The following is a 17845-nucleotide window of genomic DNA, read 5'->3' as shown; positions in this document are numbered from 1 at the left end:
CAGGCACAGGCAGGCCGCTATTGCGCCAGAAAATTTAAACGATAAATGCCAATGAAATTGGGATTGGAATCGTTGGGTATCCATCGGGTGTCCTTCCATGTCATAAGTTGTTGCAGACTGACTGCGCGCATTCCGTTGTCAGTTTTCGTGGCGCTTCCGGTGTGGTAGATGACGTAACGCCCCATCCAGACCATTAAGTGCTGGGCATCGCCCTGATCGAAAAAAAACATATCGCCTGGCAGTGCCTGGTTTATGTCCTGGCCAATAAACTGGCTGTTGTACTGAATCAAATTAATCGCGGTCACATAAGGTCCGGTTTTCCCGTTCCCCTGGTTCCAGTTTTGTGCCAGTTGTCGTTGCTCAGGTGTTAGCGTCATTTCTGGCGGTAGATACTGGTTTGACAGACCGTTACTTTTTAGCCATTTGCTATCGTGAACTTTCAGCGACTCGTTCGCTGCAAAGCGCACCAGACCTGCGCAATCCTGCTGATACCAACGTGGGCTTGGCCCCTGGCGTAGCTGTTCCTGCGCAATGCGCACAAACCAGGCACGAAATAGTCCCGATTGTTCGACATTCAGCATTTCGCTATGAGCAACAAAACAACACAGCCAGCAAATCAGTGCCAGCAGTCCACGCCTCATAATGGCTGCCAGTTGATTGGTAACCATTGCCAGGCGGCGCCCGGTTTCATCTGGTCCAGCTTCATGACATAACGAGGCTGTTGCGATAAAGCGTCCAGTTTCGGCATTAATAAAGTTTGTGCGGCGTTATAAAAAACCGGTTCGAGATTCTTCGGCAGACTGGTCAGCGTTTCGTTACGCAGCAGTTTCGCCATTCCTTGTGGATTGATATAGACCGGAACGACGCCATCAGTGGGTATCACATCCACCATTGCCGGGCGGGTTTTATTCAGTGTTTGCAGCGCGTTATTAACCAGCGTGTCATCGAGGGAGAAAAGCAGCGTTTTGTTTTGCATCGCCAGCGACACGCGGAAAAAATAATCCGACATTAATTGATCTGGTTGCGCTGACTGTGATTTCGGATACTGACCGTATCGGGAACTCACTTCGCGACGCCAGATTTGCGCTTCGCCCTGCTGAGTTTGAGTTACCGGTAATACGCCTTCTGGCACTTTGCTTTCACGAGCACCAATATTTTGGGTAAACAGTTTCCCTGGCAATGGCGCCTGTTCGTCAGTGCCATCAAACTGACCAACAAACAGCGGGGTTTGCAGTTTTGAATCCTCATACCAGCACAGCCCGGCGGCACCATCTAATGCCCCATTCAACTTGTCGTTTTCCTGAGCGATTTGTGAGAGCATTTCTTCAGCAATACCGTGCGAGTAAGGCACCGCCACGCAGAAGCTGGCCCCGGCAGGCATACTGCTCCATACCGGCGTAAAATCGAAACTGGCATCCACGCTAGCGGATTCATCATTTAACGCCAGAAAGCTATGCCAGCCGTCGTTGCTCATTTCGAAGCGTACGCCAGCAAAAGAAGGCATTAATCGCTGGTAGCCAAAACCCAGCAAATTTGCACTGACCACGATGCGCTGGCGTACTGGCGTTTTTTCGGCAGCACGCTCTTCCAGACCGAAGCTGGCTTGCCAGCGTTTTTTACCGCTCAACAAATCACTTGCGATCGCCGTGGCTTCGGTATCCTGCTGGTCATCTTTAAACAACATATCCGTGCTGGAAAACACCAGCATCTTGTCCTGATATGTCGCGAACATCAGGGCATTATTGCCGTTATAGCGCAACTGATAAACAGGGATGGTTTCACTATTTAGCTTAATACTACTGATTTCCGTCTTACTTAACTGGCTGTCGCTGGTAGCAGCAAATAGCAATGGCTCCAGCAACTTGCTCAAGCCACTACGCTGGATAAGCACCATATAATGTGAAAGATGGCCTTGTTTATCGTGCCACAGTGCCGCCTGCGCGGGCTGGTCTAAGAGCGACGAAAAGAGCTTATCTTTCAGCGTGAGATCGTGTTCATAGACAATGCGGCGAATACTGCCTTCAATGCCCAGACGATCGGCATGATTCTGATAATAGAAAACGAAATCTTCACTCAGGACATCGTGGAGAAAAGGAATAGTAAGGAGATCTTTGGGAAGCTGGCTTAGAGAGTCGCTATCGAGAAAGAGGTCAGGCTCATTGAGATCGATTTGCAAATTATTGTGCACTACCAGCGGCGACAACGTTTTTTCTGGACCGCTGCCAGTGTATTGCAATGCCCAGACGCCCGCGGAAAGGAGCGCAACAACACCGACACCTACAAGGCCATAAAACTGCCAGCCTTTCGCCTTTTTTTCACCGCTCATTGCCACATTCCTTGTGTATAACCGTCATTTTTGACGAACGAACCCGCCCTTTAGCGCGCCCTAATACGACAAAAGCCCAGACTTTGCAGCCTGGACTTTTCATTTCGAAGAAGGGATGTTTACTCCCTTCGGTCATGAAGCGATGAAATTATTCTTCTTCCGGTTCGTCGTCAACGTCCACTTCCGGAGCGATTTCATCGTCCCCTTCCGCGGCACTGCCGTCGATGGTATCCAGATCTTCTTCGTCAACCGGTTCAGCAACACGCTGCAGACCCACTACGTTTTCATCTTCCGCAGTACGGATGAGGATCACGCCTTGGGTGTTACGGCCAACGATGCTGATTTCCGAAACGCGAGTACGTACCAGCGTACCGGCATCGGTGATCATCATGATCTGGTCGCAATCATCTACCTGCACCGCGCCAACCACTAAACCGTTACGTTCGGTAACCTTGATGGAGATAACCCCTTTCGTCGCACGCGACTTGGTTGGGTATTCCGCCACTGCGGTACGTTTACCATAACCGTTCTGCGTTGCGGTGAGGATGGCGCCATCGCCACGCGGCACGATCAGAGAGACGACTTTATCGCCTTCGCCTAAGCGAATACCGCGAACACCGGTGGTGTTGCAGCCCATCGCACGGACAGAAGACTCTTTAAAGCGCACCACTTTACCTTCGGCGGAGAACAACATTACTTCATCTTCGCCACTGGTCAGGTCAACGCCGATCAGCTCATCGCCTTCAACCAGTTTGATCGCCACTTTACCGGCGGTACGCAGACGGTTGAACTCGGTGAGGACGGTTTTCTTCACAGTACCGTTAGCGGTCGCCATGAAGACTTTCACGCCTTCTTCAAACTCGGTCACCGGCAGGATCGCGGTGATACGTTCGTCCTGCTCCAGCGGCAGCAGGTTGACGATCGGACGACCGCGTGCACCACGAGAGGCTTCCGGCAACTGATAAACTTTCATCGAATAGACACGACCACGGCTGGAGAAGCACAGGATATGATCGTGAGTGTTCGCCACCAGCAGTCGGTCGATAAAGTCTTCTTCTTTAATACGTGCGGCAGATTTACCTTTCCCGCCACGACGCTGCGCTTCGTATTCAGAAAGCGGCTGATACTTCACGTAGCCCTGGTGAGAGAGCGTGACGACGACATCTTCCTGGGTGATCAGATCTTCCAGGTTGATATCTGCGCTGTTGGCGGTGATTTCAGTACGACGTTTGTCACCGAACTGTTCACGAACCAGCTCCAGCTCTTCGCGGATCACTTCCATCAGACGATCGGCGCTGCCAAGAATACGCAGCAGTTCCGCGATCTGATCCAGCAGTTCTTTGTATTCGTCGAGCAGTTTTTCGTGCTCAAGGCCAGTCAGTTTCTGCAAACGCAGATCCAGAATCGCCTGGGCTTGCTGTTCGGTCAGATAGTACAGACCATCGCGCACGCCGAACTCTGGCTCCAGCCATTCCGGACGCGCAGCATCGTCGCCAGCACGTTCCAGCATCGCGGCAACGTTGCCCAGCTGCCACGGATTAGCAACCAGCGCGGTTTTCGCTTCTGCAGGCGTCGGCGCATGACGGATCAGTTCGATGATCGGGTCGATGTTTGCCAGCGCCACGGCCAATGCTTCAAGGATATGCGCACGGTCGCGAGCTTTACGCAGTTCGAAAATGGTACGACGGGTCACCACTTCGCGGCGGTGACGAACAAACGCCGCGATGATGTCTTTCAGGTTCATGATCTTCGGCTGACCATGGTGCAATGCCACCATGTTGATACCGAAAGAAACCTGCAACTGGGTCTGGGAGTAGAGGTTGTTGAGCACCACTTCACCGACCGCATCGCGTTTCACTTCAATCACGATGCGCATGCCGTCTTTGTCAGACTCGTCACGCAGCGCGCTGATGCCTTCCACACGTTTTTCTTTTACCAGTTCCGCAATCTTCTCGATCAGGCGCGCTTTGTTCACCTGATACGGAATTTCGTGGACGATAATGGTTTCACGCCCGGTTTTGGCGTCAACTTCCACTTCTGCGCGAGCGCGGATATACACCTTGCCGCGACCGGTACGGTAAGCTTCTTCAATACCGCGGCGACCGTTAATGATTGCCGCCGTCGGGAAGTCCGGGCCCGGGATGTGTTCCATCAGCCCTTCAATGCTGATGTCTTCATCATCGATATACGCCAGACAACCATTGATGACTTCCGTCAGGTTGTGCGGCGGGATGTTGGTTGCCATACCTACGGCGATACCGGAAGAACCGTTCACCAGCAGGTTAGGAATTTTGGTCGGCATGACGTCAGGAATTTTTTCCGTGCCGTCATAGTTATCAACGAAATCGACCGTCTCTTTTTCGAGATCGGCCATCAGTTCATGGGCAATTTTCGCCAGACGGATTTCCGTATAACGCATTGCCGCCGCAGAGTCGCCGTCGATAGAACCGAAGTTACCCTGACCGTCTACCAGCATATAACGCAGCGAGAATGGCTGCGCCATGCGGACGATCGTGTCATAGACCGCCGAGTCACCATGGGGATGGTATTTACCGATTACGTCACCAACGACACGGGCAGATTTTTTATAGGCTTTGTTCCAGTCATTGCCTAGTACGTTCATGGCGTAAAGTACGCGACGGTGTACCGGCTTCAGGCCATCTCGGACATCTGGCAGCGCACGGCCAACAATGACCGACATCGCATAATCCAGATAGGAGCTCTTCAGCTCTTCCTCAATGTTGACCGGTGTAATTTCTCTCGCAAGGTCGCTCATCTAACCGCTATCCCTCTACTGTATCCCGGATTCAAAGGTCGCAAATTATAACACAGCCGCGCAGATTGAGGTAAACCAATACGCTTTATTCACATCCAATGCCTGATATACTCGATTGTCTTGCCAATTACGGAGTAGAAGTGCCAATGAATGCCGAAAAATCGCCGGTAAACCATAACGTAGACCACGAAGAGATCGCTAAATTTGAAGCCGTCGCCTCCCGCTGGTGGGATCTGGAAGGCGAGTTCAAACCACTGCACCGCATTAACCCGCTGCGTCTGGGCTATATTGCCGAGCGTGCTGGCGGTTTATTTGGCAAAAAGGTGCTCGATGTCGGTTGTGGCGGCGGCATTCTGGCCGAGAGTATGGCGCGCGAAGGCGCGACGGTGACCGGTCTGGATATGGGCTTTGAGCCATTGCAGGTGGCAAAGCTGCACGCGCTGGAAAGCGGTATTCAGGTAGAGTACGTACAGGAAACCGTGGAAGAACACGCGGCAAAACATGCCGGGCAGTATGATGTGGTGACCTGCATGGAGATGCTGGAACACGTTCCCGATCCGCAGTCAGTTGTCAGAGCCTGTGCACAACTGGTAAAACCGGGTGGCGATGTCTTTTTCTCCACGCTTAATCGTAATGGCAAGTCGTGGCTAATGGCGGTGGTCGGCGCTGAATATATTTTGCGCATGGTGCCTAAAGGCACGCACGACGTGAAGAAGTTTATTAAACCGGCAGAATTGCTGGGCTGGGTGGATCAAACCAGTCTAAAAGAGCGCCATATGATCGGGCTGCATTATAACCCGATCACTAATACTTTTAAGCTCGGCCCCGGCGTTGATGTGAACTATATGCTGCACACGCAGAATAAGTAAGGTTGTAGTTGGATTCATCCGGCAACCGTGCCAATGCCTGATGCGACGCTTGGCGCGTCTTATCAGGCCTACAAATGCTCCCGTAGGCCGGATAAGGCGTTTACGCCGCCTCCGGCAACGATGCCGGGCGGACAGCGATTACCATTTCACCGTCATCGACAAAAACCCGGCCGTCTGGGCAAAATCATCGCTTCCTTTCTGCCACGCCACGCTGCCACGCAGCGAAACTCGCTGACTGATATTGCCCGTTACTCCCACTTTTATTTCACCACGCTGCTTCGCCTCATCGTCGCTGATTTGGCTACCATCTTCTTCAATTTCCGTCGAATGGGGATCGTGATAATAATTCAGATCCAACGTTGGCGTGATATGAAGCGCAGTATGCCATTCGCTGTGTAATCCCAGCCGCGTCTGAATATCATCGCCCTGCGATTGTGACACCCGCGCATGGTTAGCGGCGGTAAAATCATCCTGCTGCACGCCCTGATAAATCACCTGCGCCTGCGGTTCAATTAACACACCACGCCCCGGTAACCACTGATAGCCAGCTTCTAGCGAAGCAACGATCCCCGACGAATGGTAATGATCCGCACCATCACCTTGTTCAGAAACATCATTGCTAAACCAGGCATATTGCAGCCAGCTATCCAGCCATGCCCCTTGTTTTTGGCTACCGTGCTGAAACCAGCTTGAGGTCAGCCCAACAGCATAACCGTGGTTCTGGTTATCGGCGCGAGTTCCGGTCATGTTTGAGCGACTGTCCCCCTGATTATCACTGTAGCCACCTACGGCCCCTAGCATCCACTGGCCATCATCGCCCCAGTCTCCGCTTAACAGGTTGCCGCTAAGCTGTACCGTAGAAATGTCTTCATGCTGGGCCAACTGCCCTGCTGCTGTGTAATGATAATCTCCGCCGATAACGCGTAAATTCAGCGTCTGACCATCGCCACCAGCGTGATCGTGTCGCTCCATCATAAACGCCTGATTTGCCGCCCGAAGGTTATTAAAATATCCACCAACTTTGGCATTCAGCACAGGCTGATAAGCGGGTGTTGGGTCGGGCTCAGGCGTGGGATCGGGAGTCGGATCCGGATCGGGCGGTGGCGTCGGAGTGACTTTTTGCGAGCGCAGATACCAGTCATTATCATCTTCCACCAACGTATAGTCGTAAGCGCCCATATTGACGTAGCCGCTGCCCGCCAGACTAAACTGCGCATTGTTTTGAAATTGCGTGGGATCGGCTGTGAAATCAATCACTTTAATGCCTGTAGATGTCGGCTCACCAATCCCGGTAATGGGGTTAACCACCACGGTCGTGTTGCCAGCAGTATTACCGTTCAACACCAGTTGGTCGCTTGCTGAGTCATCGCCGTTTAATTCGCTATCGAGCAGTAGCGTACCGCCGCCGGTATAATCACCGTTTACCGTCAGCGTATCGCCAGCGACGCCATTTTGCAGGCTAACCGCACCGGACGTATTGGTCAGATCACCATTAACCGTCACGTCTGAAAGATAAGTCAGACTGTCGGTTTCCAGGTTGGTATTAAGCTCACCTGTCAACATCACACCATCGGTGGCATTCACCAACGTACCGTCGCCGTTAAACAGCGAGGCATCCAGTGCGGCGGAAGTATCCTGCCCGGTCAGGCGCAAAACAGTACCATCGCTGATGTCGATAGTGCCGCTGGAAGTAACATCAATAGACTGAATATCCTGATCCGCACCAGTCTCGAACGTCGCCCCATCACCGACCCACAGCGATGATGCATAAGGAAAGATATCCACAGCATCGCCTTTCAACGTGCCTTCTTCCACTCGCACCGCCGACTGCGCCGTGCCACTGGCAGTCAGTTCCAACGTTCCTGCACCGGTTTTCGTCAGTGTGGTTCCCGCGTCCTGCTGCTGCCCGCTGCTGTCAGCCATCAGTGCGCCCCACTGCGTGTCTACACCCGCATCCACCATCACTTCACCATCGGCGCGCATTTCGATATCACGTCCGTGGCCTGCCGCATCTGAACGCGTGTCAACGTTGGAGTTAATCTCCATCGTGCTATCTTGTTGATTATCAGTAAAGATAACCTGGCGGTTATAGTGGGTATCACCAAGCTGAGAGTTGTCGCTCACCACCAGCGTACCGGAAGCGATTTGTGTTGTGCCGAGGTATTGATTGTCATTTGCCAGGCTGACCTGCCCGTCACCTGCATCCACCACCACATAAACACCATTATTCCCGTCATCGCCAATATGCAGATCGTCGCCACCGTAAAGATCGACAACATCCTGCTGACCAATCACCGTACCGTCGCTGCCACTGATTTCCAGACCATCGTTCTCTGACGTACCGCTCTGCCAGGTAGTAAAATCGGAGAGATCCAATACGCCGCCATTTAACACGATGGACTGCGGATCGTCTTGCATCTCCGCAAGATCCGTGGCGTTACCCGAAAGCGAGAGGATTGCGCCATCTTCCACCACAATATCGCCGGTCAGCGCCATCGACTGCGCACCCGCCAGTACATAACTCCCGTTTTCAGCAATAGTCAGTTGCCCTTCCCCCTGAATAGTTCCGGCAAAACCGCCCTGGTTGACGGTAACATTGCCGCCAGCGTCAATATTTAAAGTGCCATTCTGAAAACCCGTTAACGAATGTACAAATGTTTGCTGAGTCGAACCGACGTTAAGTTCTGCCTGATTATCTGTTTGTCCGATACTACCAACGCTCAAGCCATAGCAATTTTGTGGATTACTTTGGCACTGACTGTCACCGACATTCATCAGCGAATTATTCCGCCCTAGCGTGACTTCACCGTTTTTAATTCTCATCTCGCCGGTAAAATAATTGTTATCAGCGTTAAGCACCAGTTCGCCCGCTCCGGCTTTGGTAATAACGCCCGTCCCCGCAATGGAGTCGATAGTCCCATCATTTTTTGTACTGCCAATGATCAAGGTTTTATCAGCCGCAACATCAAAACGGATTTCACTTGCCCCTGTATACAGAAAGCCTCCAGCTGCTGCCGAAGCGTCTTCACCATAAGCGGATGCGCTGTTATTCACATCTACTAATACGCCCCCGTTCTGGCTGTAGCTGTCATCAACAGCGATATCAATAAGATAAGGAGAAGTCGTGCTACTGGTATAAATTGCGCCACCATAACCTTCAGCAGTGTTATTTATGAACGAAGTATTGTTAATAATGGTAAATCCTGATGGGTGTGTTTTATCGCTATTATTATCAGTAATATCGATGGCTCCACCATCACCATCACTGTAACTTGTTGATGTATATGCCTGATTATTATCAAAAACAGTGTTATTTAAGTAGACATTATTATTAATCGAATAGATTGCGCCACCTTTACCATCATTAGCAACATTATCCGTAAATACAGCATTGGTAATGCTAAGATCAATATCACCAGCGTCATTTGTTCCCGCAGAGTAGATCGCCCCTCCATACCCTCCAGCGATGTTATTATCAAAAATAACCTGAGTAAGGTTCAGCGTTGAGTTTTCTTTTGCAAAGATAGCTCCGCCATTATTATATTCACCGCTCACGGCATTATTTTCAAACAGAGTCATCCCTGTTCCGTCTTGTGCTGATAATGTGAAATCAGCATCTTGTTGTAAAAATACCGCGCCTCCACTGGCATCATTTGCCATAGAGGAAAAAACAAGCCATTGCCCGTCAGCAACATTCCAGGTCTGTGTACTACCTGAAAGACTTTGATAGCTGGCCCGACAACTGGCAGTCACGTTAACACCCTGACATGAAGCCAGAACCTGCGACGCGGCGTTTGCACGCGTAAACACGCAAGCAACGACGGCTGGGATAATTAATAGATATCCTTTCCTGATAAAAACAATCCGTTTTTTATTCATAATCTGACAGCCTGTGAGAAATAACACGCCATCATTAAAAGACATATTGTGATTGTAGATAATGATTAATTGTAAATAAGAAACATTTAAAACATATATACTAAAATAATACCTTCTAAAAGAAATAAATTATTCCTTTTGATACTGACCAAATTATGAAATAACAATAATTAAAACACATTAAACTGATTAATTCGTTTCTTGTTTACCTGGAATAATCAACATAACAAACTTTTATTTCACATCTGTTGATTAAAAAATACCTGTTCCGTGAACCGCAGCCATTTACATTCGCTCACATCATAAACATAACATTAAGTGCCGACGTTATATGAATTTGTGATGGCATCAATTTTCACCACACCTGACAAAAGCACAACAAATAACCTGGATCAATAATTATCTTAAATTGAGCGTTCAAGAAATCACCGAACGGTTATTTTTAACAAATTTTTCTCTTCCCATTGACTTTCCCGGACACCTTGTCTGACCTAAGGTACGCGGAAGTCGCTTTTTCCTTCCTGAGTTATCCACAAAGTTATGCACTTGCAAGAGGGCCGTTTTCACACTATCTTGCAGTGAATCCCAAACATACCCCCTATATATAGTGTTCGTTGCAGCTTTCCTTACTACAGGTAGTTGCCGTGAAACTATTGCGGAAAGAATTCCAAAAACAGGTACGACATACATGAATCAGAATCTGCTGGTGACAAAGCGCGACGGTAGCACAGAGCGCATCAATCTCGACAAAATCCATCGCGTTCTGGACTGGGCGGCAGAAGGACTGCATAACGTTTCGATTTCCCAGGTCGAGCTGCGCTCCCATATTCAGTTTTATGACGGAATCAAGACCTCCGACATCCACGAAACTATTATCAAGGCTGCCGCTGATCTGATCTCCCGTGATGCACCGGACTATCAGTATCTCGCCGCGCGCCTGGCAATTTTCCACCTGCGTAAAAAAGCCTACGGCCAGTTTGAGCCGCCTGCGCTGTACGACCACGTGGTTAAAATGGTCGAGATGGGCAAATACGATAATCATCTGCTGGAAGACTACACGGAAGAAGAGTTCAAGCAGATGGACACGTTTATCGTTCACGACCGTGATATGACCTTCTCTTATGCTGCCGTTAAGCAACTGGAAGGCAAATATCTGGTACAGAACCGCGTGACCGGCGAAATCTACGAGAGCGCACAGTTCCTCTATATTCTGGTTGCTGCGTGCCTGTTCTCGAACTACCCGCGCGAAACGCGTCTGCAATACGTGAAGCGTTTTTACGACGCGGTTTCCACATTTAAAATTTCGCTGCCGACGCCAATCATGTCCGGCGTGCGTACCCCGACTCGCCAGTTCAGCTCCTGCGTGCTGATCGAGTGCGGCGACAGCCTGGATTCCATTAACGCGACCTCCAGCGCGATTGTGAAATACGTTTCCCAGCGTGCGGGGATCGGCATCAACGCCGGGCGTATTCGTGCACTGGGTAGCCCGATTCGTGGCGGTGAAGCGTTCCATACCGGCTGCATTCCGTTCTACAAACATTTCCAGACGGCGGTGAAATCCTGCTCCCAGGGCGGCGTGCGCGGCGGTGCGGCAACGCTGTTCTACCCAATCTGGCATCTGGAAGTGGAAAGCCTGCTGGTGTTGAAAAACAACCGTGGTGTAGAAGGCAACCGCGTGCGTCATATGGACTACGGGGTACAAATCAACAAACTGATGTATACCCGTCTGCTGAAAGGTGAAGATATCACCCTGTTCAGCCCGTCCGACGTACCGGGGCTGTACGACGCATTCTTCGCCGATCAGGAAGAGTTTGAGCGCCTGTACACCAAATATGAGAAAGACGACAGCATCCGCAAACAGCGCGTGAAAGCGGTTGAGCTGTTCTCACTGATGATGCAGGAACGTGCGTCGACTGGTCGTATCTATATTCAGAACGTTGACCACTGCAATACCCATAGCCCGTTTGATCCGGCCATCGCGCCAGTGCGCCAGTCTAACCTGTGCCTGGAAATCGCTCTGCCGACCAAACCGCTGAATGACGTTAACGACGAAAACGGTGAAATCGCGCTGTGTACGCTTTCGGCTTTCAACCTGGGGGCAATTAACAGCCTGGATGAACTGGAAGAGTTGGCCGTTCTGGCGGTACGCGCACTCGACGCGCTGCTGGATTATCAGGATTACCCGATCCCGGCAGCCAAACGTGGAGCGATGGGTCGTCGTACACTGGGTATTGGTGTGATCAACTTCGCTTACTATCTGGCGAAGCACGGTAAACGCTACTCCGACGGCAGCGCCAACAACCTGACGCATAAAACCTTCGAAGCCATTCAGTATTACCTGCTGAAAGCATCTAATGAGCTGGCGAAAGAGCAAGGCGCGTGCCCGTGGTTTAACGAAACCACCTATGCGAAAGGGATCCTGCCGATCGATACCTATAAGAAAGATCTGGATGCCATCGCTAATGAGCCGCTGCATTACGACTGGGAAGCATTGCGTGAGTCGATCAAAACTTACGGCCTGCGTAACTCTACACTGTCAGCGCTGATGCCTTCCGAGACCTCTTCGCAGATCTCTAATGCTACTAACGGCATTGAACCGCCGCGCGGTTATGTCAGCATTAAAGCGTCGAAAGACGGTATTCTGCGCCAGGTCGTTCCAGACTACGAACACCTGCACGATGCCTATGAACTGCTGTGGGAAATGCCGGGTAACGATGGTTATCTGCAACTGGTTGGTATCATGCAGAAATTTATCGATCAGTCGATCTCTGCGAATACTAACTACGATCCGTCACGCTTCCCGTCAGGAAAAGTGCCGATGCAGCAGTTGCTGAAAGACCTGCTCACCGCCTACAAATTCGGGGTCAAAACGCTGTATTATCAGAACACCCGTGACGGCGCAGAAGATGCGCAGGACGATCTGGTGCCGTCAATCCAGGACGATGGCTGCGAAAGCGGCGCATGTAAGATCTGATATTGAGATGCCGGATGTGGCGTAAAATGTCTTATCCGGCCTACGTCTCGAATTTTGTAGGCCTGATAAAACGCGCCAGCGTCGCATCAGGCTCTGGATGCCGGATGCGGCGTAAAATGCCTTATCCGGCATTAAACTCCCAACAGGACATATTCATGGCATATACCACATTTTCACAGACGAAGAATGATCAGCTCAAAGAACCGATGTTCTTTGGTCAGCCGGTCAACGTGGCCCGCTACGATCAGCAAAAATATGAAATCTTCGAAAAGCTGATCGAAAAGCAGCTCTCTTTCTTCTGGCGTCCGGAAGAAGTTGACGTCTCTCGCGACCGTATCGATTATCAGGCACTGCCTGAACACGAAAAGCACATTTTTATCAGCAACCTGAAGTACCAGACGTTGCTCGATTCCATTCAGGGTCGTAGTCCGAACGTGGCACTGCTGCCGCTAATTTCTATTCCGGAACTGGAAACCTGGGTAGAAACGTGGGCATTTTCAGAAACGATTCACTCTCGTTCTTATACCCATATCATTCGTAATATCGTTAACGATCCGTCTGTTGTATTCGACGATATCGTCACCAACGAACAGATCCAGAAACGCGCGGAAGGCATTTCCCGCTATTACGATGAACTGATCGAGATGACCAGTTACTGGCATTTGCTGGGCGAAGGCACCCACACCGTCAACGGTAAAACCGTGACCGTTAGCCTGCGCGAGCTGAAGAAAAAACTTTATCTCTGCCTGATGAGCGTTAACGCGCTGGAAGCCATTCGTTTCTACGTCAGCTTTGCTTGTTCCTTTGCCTTTGCAGAACGCGAACTGATGGAAGGTAACGCCAAGATTATTCGCCTGATTGCCCGTGACGAAGCCCTGCACCTGACCGGTACTCAGCATATGCTGAATCTACTGCGCAGCGGCGCGGATGATCCGGAAATGGCGGAAATAGCCGAAGAGTGTAAGCAAGAGTGCTATGAGCTGTTTGTTCAGGCGGCACAGCAGGAGAAAGACTGGGCGGATTATCTGTTCCGTGACGGTTCGATGATTGGTCTGAACAAGGACATTCTCTGCCAGTACGTCGAGTACATCACCAACATCCGCATGCAAGCTGTCGGTTTGGATCTGCCGTTCCAGACACGTTCCAACCCGATCCCGTGGATCAATACCTGGCTGGTGTCGGATAACGTGCAGGTTGCCCCACAGGAAGTTGAGGTGAGTTCTTATCTGGTCGGTCAAATTGACTCGGAAGTGGACACCGACGATTTGAGTAACTTCCAGCTCTGATGACCCGCGTTACCTTGCGCATCACTGGCACACAACTGCTGTGCCAGGATGAACACCCTTCCCTTCTGGCGGCGCTGGAATCCCATAATGTGGCGGTTGAGTACCAGTGTCGCGAAGGCTACTGCGGCTCCTGTCGCACTCGCCTGGTTGCAGGTCAGGTTGACTGGATTGCCGAACCGTTAGCCTTTATTCAGCCAGGGGAGATTTTGCCCTGTTGTTGCCGGGCAAAAGGCGATATTGAAATAGAGTTGTGATCGGGTACTAGTGCCAGATGCGACGCTTATGTGTCTTATCTGGCCTACAACGATTACATGGCGTAGTAATACGCTTTCACCTGCTCCCAGTCGTCGGGAGGAATGGGAGATAAATACTTCTCCAGTTGGGCGAAATCATGCTGAGCTGCTTTTTGACGACGCAATCGGCGGCGACTTTTTTCCAGATCAAGAAACCCCGCTTCCGCCACACCCTCCGTTTTCACATAAATATGACGAACGTAGCAACAGCCATGCTGACGCTTGACGCTATGCATTTTTTAAACGCTTGTGCCACCGCGTGTAGCATTGCTTCACGCACATCGTCTGGGTAAGGGGTAATAGCATGTTGTGTATACCAGTCTGCAATACTGATGAAACCGGTCATATCCTCGGTAACCAGTAGCGCCCGCCATTCCCCTTCTCGTTTGATTGCTTCACCAAATACGATTTTCGGCACGATAACGCCCGCGCGCTCCAAATCGTTTATCACCTCAATCTCCCGCACAATCGTCGGGCGTCCAAAGGGATAGCGCAGCGAATGAAAGAGATGCTGAGTCATACGCTTCACATAAAGCTTTTTACCATCGCGCTCTACACACTGCACACCACTCATACCATTGCGTCGATAATTGGGTTCTTCGACCCAGTCTCCTGTGGTCGCCCACCAACGTTCAAATTGTTCGTCTTCCGTTCCTGACACCATTACTTACCATCCGGCACTATGTGCACGTTAATTATCAGGATGGAAATATAAAGTGTTGCCTTAAGAAATCCTTAAGATTTTTGTGTACAAAAATGGACTTGTTACAGAAGCAAAGCGGCATTCCGGGCAGACCGGAATGCCGAAGGTGAGATTATTTCTGTTGTTGCAGGAAGGTAACCGCTTTATCCGGGAAGTCAGTGAACAAACCGTTCACTCCGGCTTTGTTATACAAAATGTCATAAAGCTGATTCACATTCGTTGTGTAGGCCGGTAGCTTGTCGGCCCGCACGGTATAAGGATGCACCACCAGCTTATTCTGCTGTGCATCTTTTACCATTCCGGTAAGCTTGATATTACCCGGCTGCGATGTCTCATCAATCACCATATGGTAATCCGGGCCAATACCATCAGCATATTCCGCTACCTGTTTCATGGCACCCGGCTTGAACATCCAGTCATAGCTGTAATTAACCCAGCTTCCGTCCGGTTGTTTCTGCTGAGTTTCGTTCCAGTCGGTATAGGCAATCAGCTGTACCAGGTTGAGGTCCATACCCATTTTAGGTTCCAGCTCATTCTTAATACGCTTCAGTTCATCAGCATCAAAGCATTGCAGATAAACCTTATCATCCTTACCGGTGTAGCCATATTTCTTCAGCACTTCCAGGGTTTTTGCCGCAATATCCTTCCCTTCCTGATGATGGAACCACGGCGCTTTAATCTCTGGATAGATACCAATATTTTTCCCGGTCGAATGGTTTAGCCCCTGAACAAATTCAATTTCCTCTTCGAAAGTGTGCACCCGGAAGTCAGATTTACCCATCGGGAAACGCCCGGGAAAAGTCTGCACTTTTTTACCGTTTTCAATATCGAAGCCTTCAGTGAATTTTAAAGACTTAATTTCATCCAGTGTAAAATCTATCGCGTAGTAACGGCCATCTTTACGCGCCCGATCCGGGAAACGATCGGCAACATCGGTTACCCGGTCAAGATAGTGGTCATGCAGAACGACCAGATGGTCGTCCTTCGTCATCACCAAATCCTGTTCCAGATAATCGGCCCCCTGCGCATACGCCATCGCCTTTGCAGGCAGCGTATGCTCCGGCAAATAACCACTGGCGCCGCGATGGGCAATCACTATTTTCTCACTGTTATCCGCCGCCATTGCACTGCTTCCCATGACCATAGTGCTCATCATGATCGCCATGCTAAGGTTTTTCAGCGTCAATTTCATGCCATTAGCCTCCGTTGCGTTTTTGCTGTAATTCCTGATGGCGACGTTTTTCGCCAATCATCACGACAATTAACAAGATAACCGCCAGGATGCTGCCGCCAATCATCACCATGAAGCCGCCATCCCAGCCAAAGTAGTCAACGGTGTAGCCGACAATCGCGCTTGCCGCTACGGAGCCACCAAGGTAACCAAACAGTCCGGTAAAGCCCGCCGCCGTACCTGCCGCTTTCTTCGGCGCCAGTTCCAGCGCGTGCAGACCAATCAGCATGACTGGGCCGTAGATCAGGAAGCCGATAACAATCATACAAATCATATCGACAGTTGGGTTGCCTGCCGGGTTCATCCAGTAAACTATGGTGGCGATAGTCACCAGAGTCATAAAGAAGACGCCAGTTGCCCCACGGTTACCACGGAAGACTTTATCTGACATCCAGCCGCACAGCAGAGTGCCTGGAATGCCCGCATACTCATAGAAGAAGTAGGCCCAGGAGGATTTATCCAGCGCGAAGTGTTTCACCTCTTTCAGGTAAGTCGGTGACCAGTCGAGGATACCGTAGCGCAGCAGATAGACGAACACGTTGGCGATGGCGATGTACCACAGCAGTTTATTCGGCAGCACGTACTGCATGAAGATCTGTTTCGCGGTCAGTTCCTGTTCCGCTTTTTCGTTATAGTCGTCCGGGTAATCATTTTTGTACTCTTCGATCGGCGGCAGGCCACAAGATTGTGGGGTATCGCGCATCATCGCAAAGGCGAACAGAGCCACCAGAATGGCACAGAAAGCCGGCATATAAAGCGCCGCGTGCCAGTCATTAAACCAGGCCATCCCCAGCAGGAACAGCAGCGGCGGAATACCACCACCGACGTTATGCGCACAGTTCCACACCGACACAATGCCGCCACGTTCTTTCTGCGACCACCAGTGCACCATAGTACGACCGCACGGCGGCCATCCCATCCCCTGGAACCAACCGCAGAGGAACAGCAGCACAAACATCACCGCAATGCTCGATGTCGCCCACGGTACAAAGCCCATAAAAAGCATAACTGCCGCAGCAAGAATCAGACCTGCCGGCAGGAAAACGCGCGGATTCGAGCGGTCCGACACTGACCCCATGATGAATTTGGAAAATCCGTAGGCAATTGAGATCCCTGAAAGGGCAAAACCTAAATCACCACGTGAGAACCCCTGCTCCACCAGGTAGGGCATCGCGAGAGCAAAGTTCTTACGAACCAAATAGTAAGCGGCATAACCAAAGAATATCCCCAGGAAAATTTGCCAGCGTAATCGACGGTAAGTCGGGTCGATCTCCGCAGCAGGTAAGCGCGCCTTGTGTGGCGCTGGTTTAAAAATACTCAACATTTATAGCCTCCGTGGCCGTGGTCTTATTTATGATTAACAGCCTGATTCAATGGAAGAACCTGCCGTTTCTTGAGTTGCCGCGATGTTAATTAATCATTCATTCCATGAATGTGAATTACCGCACACATTATTAAATAAGATTTGCAAAATGTTCAAAATGACGCATGAAATCATGTTTCACTTT

The 17845-nt window shown here is 50.6% G+C and carries 10 protein-coding genes and 1 pseudogene; 4 read left to right on the top strand and 7 right to left on the bottom strand.

The window, feature by feature from the left end:
- Positions 1-17: 17 nt before the first annotated feature.
- The 3 genes from AACS80_RS12550 to gyrA form a co-directional block, all read right to left on the bottom strand.
- On the bottom strand, positions 18-641 hold the full coding sequence (locus AACS80_RS12550) for a DUF1175 domain-containing protein (protein ID WP_131162018.1): 624 nt from the start codon (positions 639-641) through the stop codon (positions 18-20).
- On the bottom strand, positions 638-2326 hold the full coding sequence (locus AACS80_RS12545) for a DUF2138 domain-containing protein (protein ID WP_138183810.1): 1689 nt from the start codon (positions 2324-2326) through the stop codon (positions 638-640). Before AACS80_RS12545 ends, AACS80_RS12550 begins: the two co-directional genes overlap by 4 nt.
- A 148-nt stretch (positions 2327-2474) precedes the next feature.
- Positions 2475-5102, bottom strand: coding sequence for a DNA topoisomerase (ATP-hydrolyzing) subunit A (gene gyrA / locus AACS80_RS12540; protein WP_001281237.1), 2628 nt, complete (start codon positions 5100-5102; stop codon positions 2475-2477).
- Between the two features lie 146 nt (positions 5103-5248).
- On the opposite strand from gyrA, the gene ubiG reads away from it, so the two are divergent.
- Positions 5249-5971 carry a bifunctional 2-polyprenyl-6-hydroxyphenol methylase/3-demethylubiquinol 3-O-methyltransferase UbiG gene (gene ubiG, locus AACS80_RS12535; RefSeq protein WP_130207157.1) on the top strand — a complete coding sequence of 241 codons (723 nt, stop codon included), beginning with the start codon at positions 5249-5251 and terminating at the stop codon, positions 5969-5971.
- Positions 5972-6109: 138 nt separating this feature from the next.
- Here ubiG and yfaL read toward each other — a convergent pair whose 3' ends face one another.
- Entirely contained in the window at positions 6110-9850 is a 3741-nt protein-coding gene (gene yfaL / locus AACS80_RS12530; protein WP_138183809.1) for an AIDA-I family autotransporter adhesin YfaL/EhaC, read from the bottom strand.
- 688 nt (positions 9851-10538) lie between these two features.
- Between yfaL and nrdA the strand changes: the two genes are divergently transcribed.
- The 3 genes from nrdA (at position 10539) to yfaE (ending at position 14364) form a co-directional block, all read left to right on the top strand.
- Positions 10539-12824 carry a class 1a ribonucleoside-diphosphate reductase subunit alpha gene (gene nrdA / locus AACS80_RS12525; RefSeq protein WP_130207159.1) on the top strand — a complete coding sequence of 762 codons (2286 nt, stop codon included), beginning with the start codon at positions 10539-10541 and terminating at the stop codon, positions 12822-12824.
- Between the two features lie 155 nt (positions 12825-12979).
- Positions 12980-14110: a class Ia ribonucleoside-diphosphate reductase subunit beta gene (gene nrdB, locus AACS80_RS12515; RefSeq protein WP_130207160.1), complete on the top strand. Its 1131-nt coding sequence runs from the start codon at positions 12980-12982 to the stop codon at positions 14108-14110.
- Positions 14110-14364 carry a ferredoxin-like diferric-tyrosyl radical cofactor maintenance protein YfaE gene (gene yfaE, locus AACS80_RS12510; protein WP_130207161.1) on the top strand — a complete coding sequence of 85 codons (255 nt, stop codon included), beginning with the start codon at positions 14110-14112 and terminating at the stop codon, positions 14362-14364. The genes nrdB and yfaE overlap by 1 nt, the downstream gene beginning before the upstream one ends.
- 53 nt (positions 14365-14417) lie before the next feature.
- On the opposite strand, the pseudogene inaA reads toward yfaE, so the two are convergent.
- The 3 genes and pseudogenes from inaA to glpT form a co-directional block, all read right to left on the bottom strand.
- Positions 14418-15067, bottom strand: a pseudogene (gene inaA, locus AACS80_RS12505) (lipopolysaccharide kinase InaA).
- A gap of 151 nt (positions 15068-15218) precedes the next feature.
- The gene (gene glpQ, locus AACS80_RS12500; protein ID WP_135410191.1) at positions 15219-16298 is read right to left on the bottom strand and encodes a glycerophosphodiester phosphodiesterase; all 1080 of its coding nucleotides are present in this window, start codon (positions 16296-16298) and stop codon (positions 15219-15221) included.
- A 4-nt stretch (positions 16299-16302) separates the two neighbouring features.
- Complete coding sequence (glpT, locus tag AACS80_RS12495; RefSeq protein ID WP_064526704.1) at positions 16303-17661, bottom strand: glycerol-3-phosphate transporter; 1359 nt, start codon at positions 17659-17661, stop codon at positions 16303-16305.
- Positions 17662-17845: the final 184 nt, after the last annotated feature.

The sequence above is a fragment of the Escherichia sp. E4385 genome (genome assembly GCF_963883145.1).
Taxonomy (GTDB): domain Bacteria; phylum Pseudomonadota; class Gammaproteobacteria; order Enterobacterales; family Enterobacteriaceae; genus Escherichia.
The sequence above is the reverse complement of the archived record's forward strand: the minus strand, read 5'-3'. Positions and strand labels throughout refer to the sequence as shown.

Coding starts and splice junctions, on each gene's coding strand:
- AACS80_RS12550 (WP_131162018.1), bottom strand. CDS start 641: ATGAGGCGTGGACTGCTGGCACTGATTTGCTGGCTGTGTTGTTTTGTT.
- AACS80_RS12545 (WP_138183810.1), bottom strand. CDS start 2,326: ATGAGCGGTGAAAAAAAGGCGAAAGGCTGGCAGTTTTATGGCCTTGTA.
- gyrA (WP_001281237.1), bottom strand. CDS start 5,102: ATGAGCGACCTTGCGAGAGAAATTACACCGGTCAACATTGAGGAAGAG.
- ubiG (WP_130207157.1), top strand. CDS start 5,249: ATGAATGCCGAAAAATCGCCGGTAAACCATAACGTAGACCACGAAGAG.
- yfaL (WP_138183809.1), bottom strand. CDS start 9,850: ATGAATAAAAAACGGATTGTTTTTATCAGGAAAGGATATCTATTAATT.
- nrdA (WP_130207159.1), top strand. CDS start 10,539: ATGAATCAGAATCTGCTGGTGACAAAGCGCGACGGTAGCACAGAGCGC.
- nrdB (WP_130207160.1), top strand. CDS start 12,980: ATGGCATATACCACATTTTCACAGACGAAGAATGATCAGCTCAAAGAA.
- yfaE (WP_130207161.1), top strand. CDS start 14,110: ATGACCCGCGTTACCTTGCGCATCACTGGCACACAACTGCTGTGCCAG.
- glpQ (WP_135410191.1), bottom strand. CDS start 16,298: ATGAAATTGACGCTGAAAAACCTTAGCATGGCGATCATGATGAGCACT.
- glpT (WP_064526704.1), bottom strand. CDS start 17,661: ATGTTGAGTATTTTTAAACCAGCGCCACACAAGGCGCGCTTACCTGCT.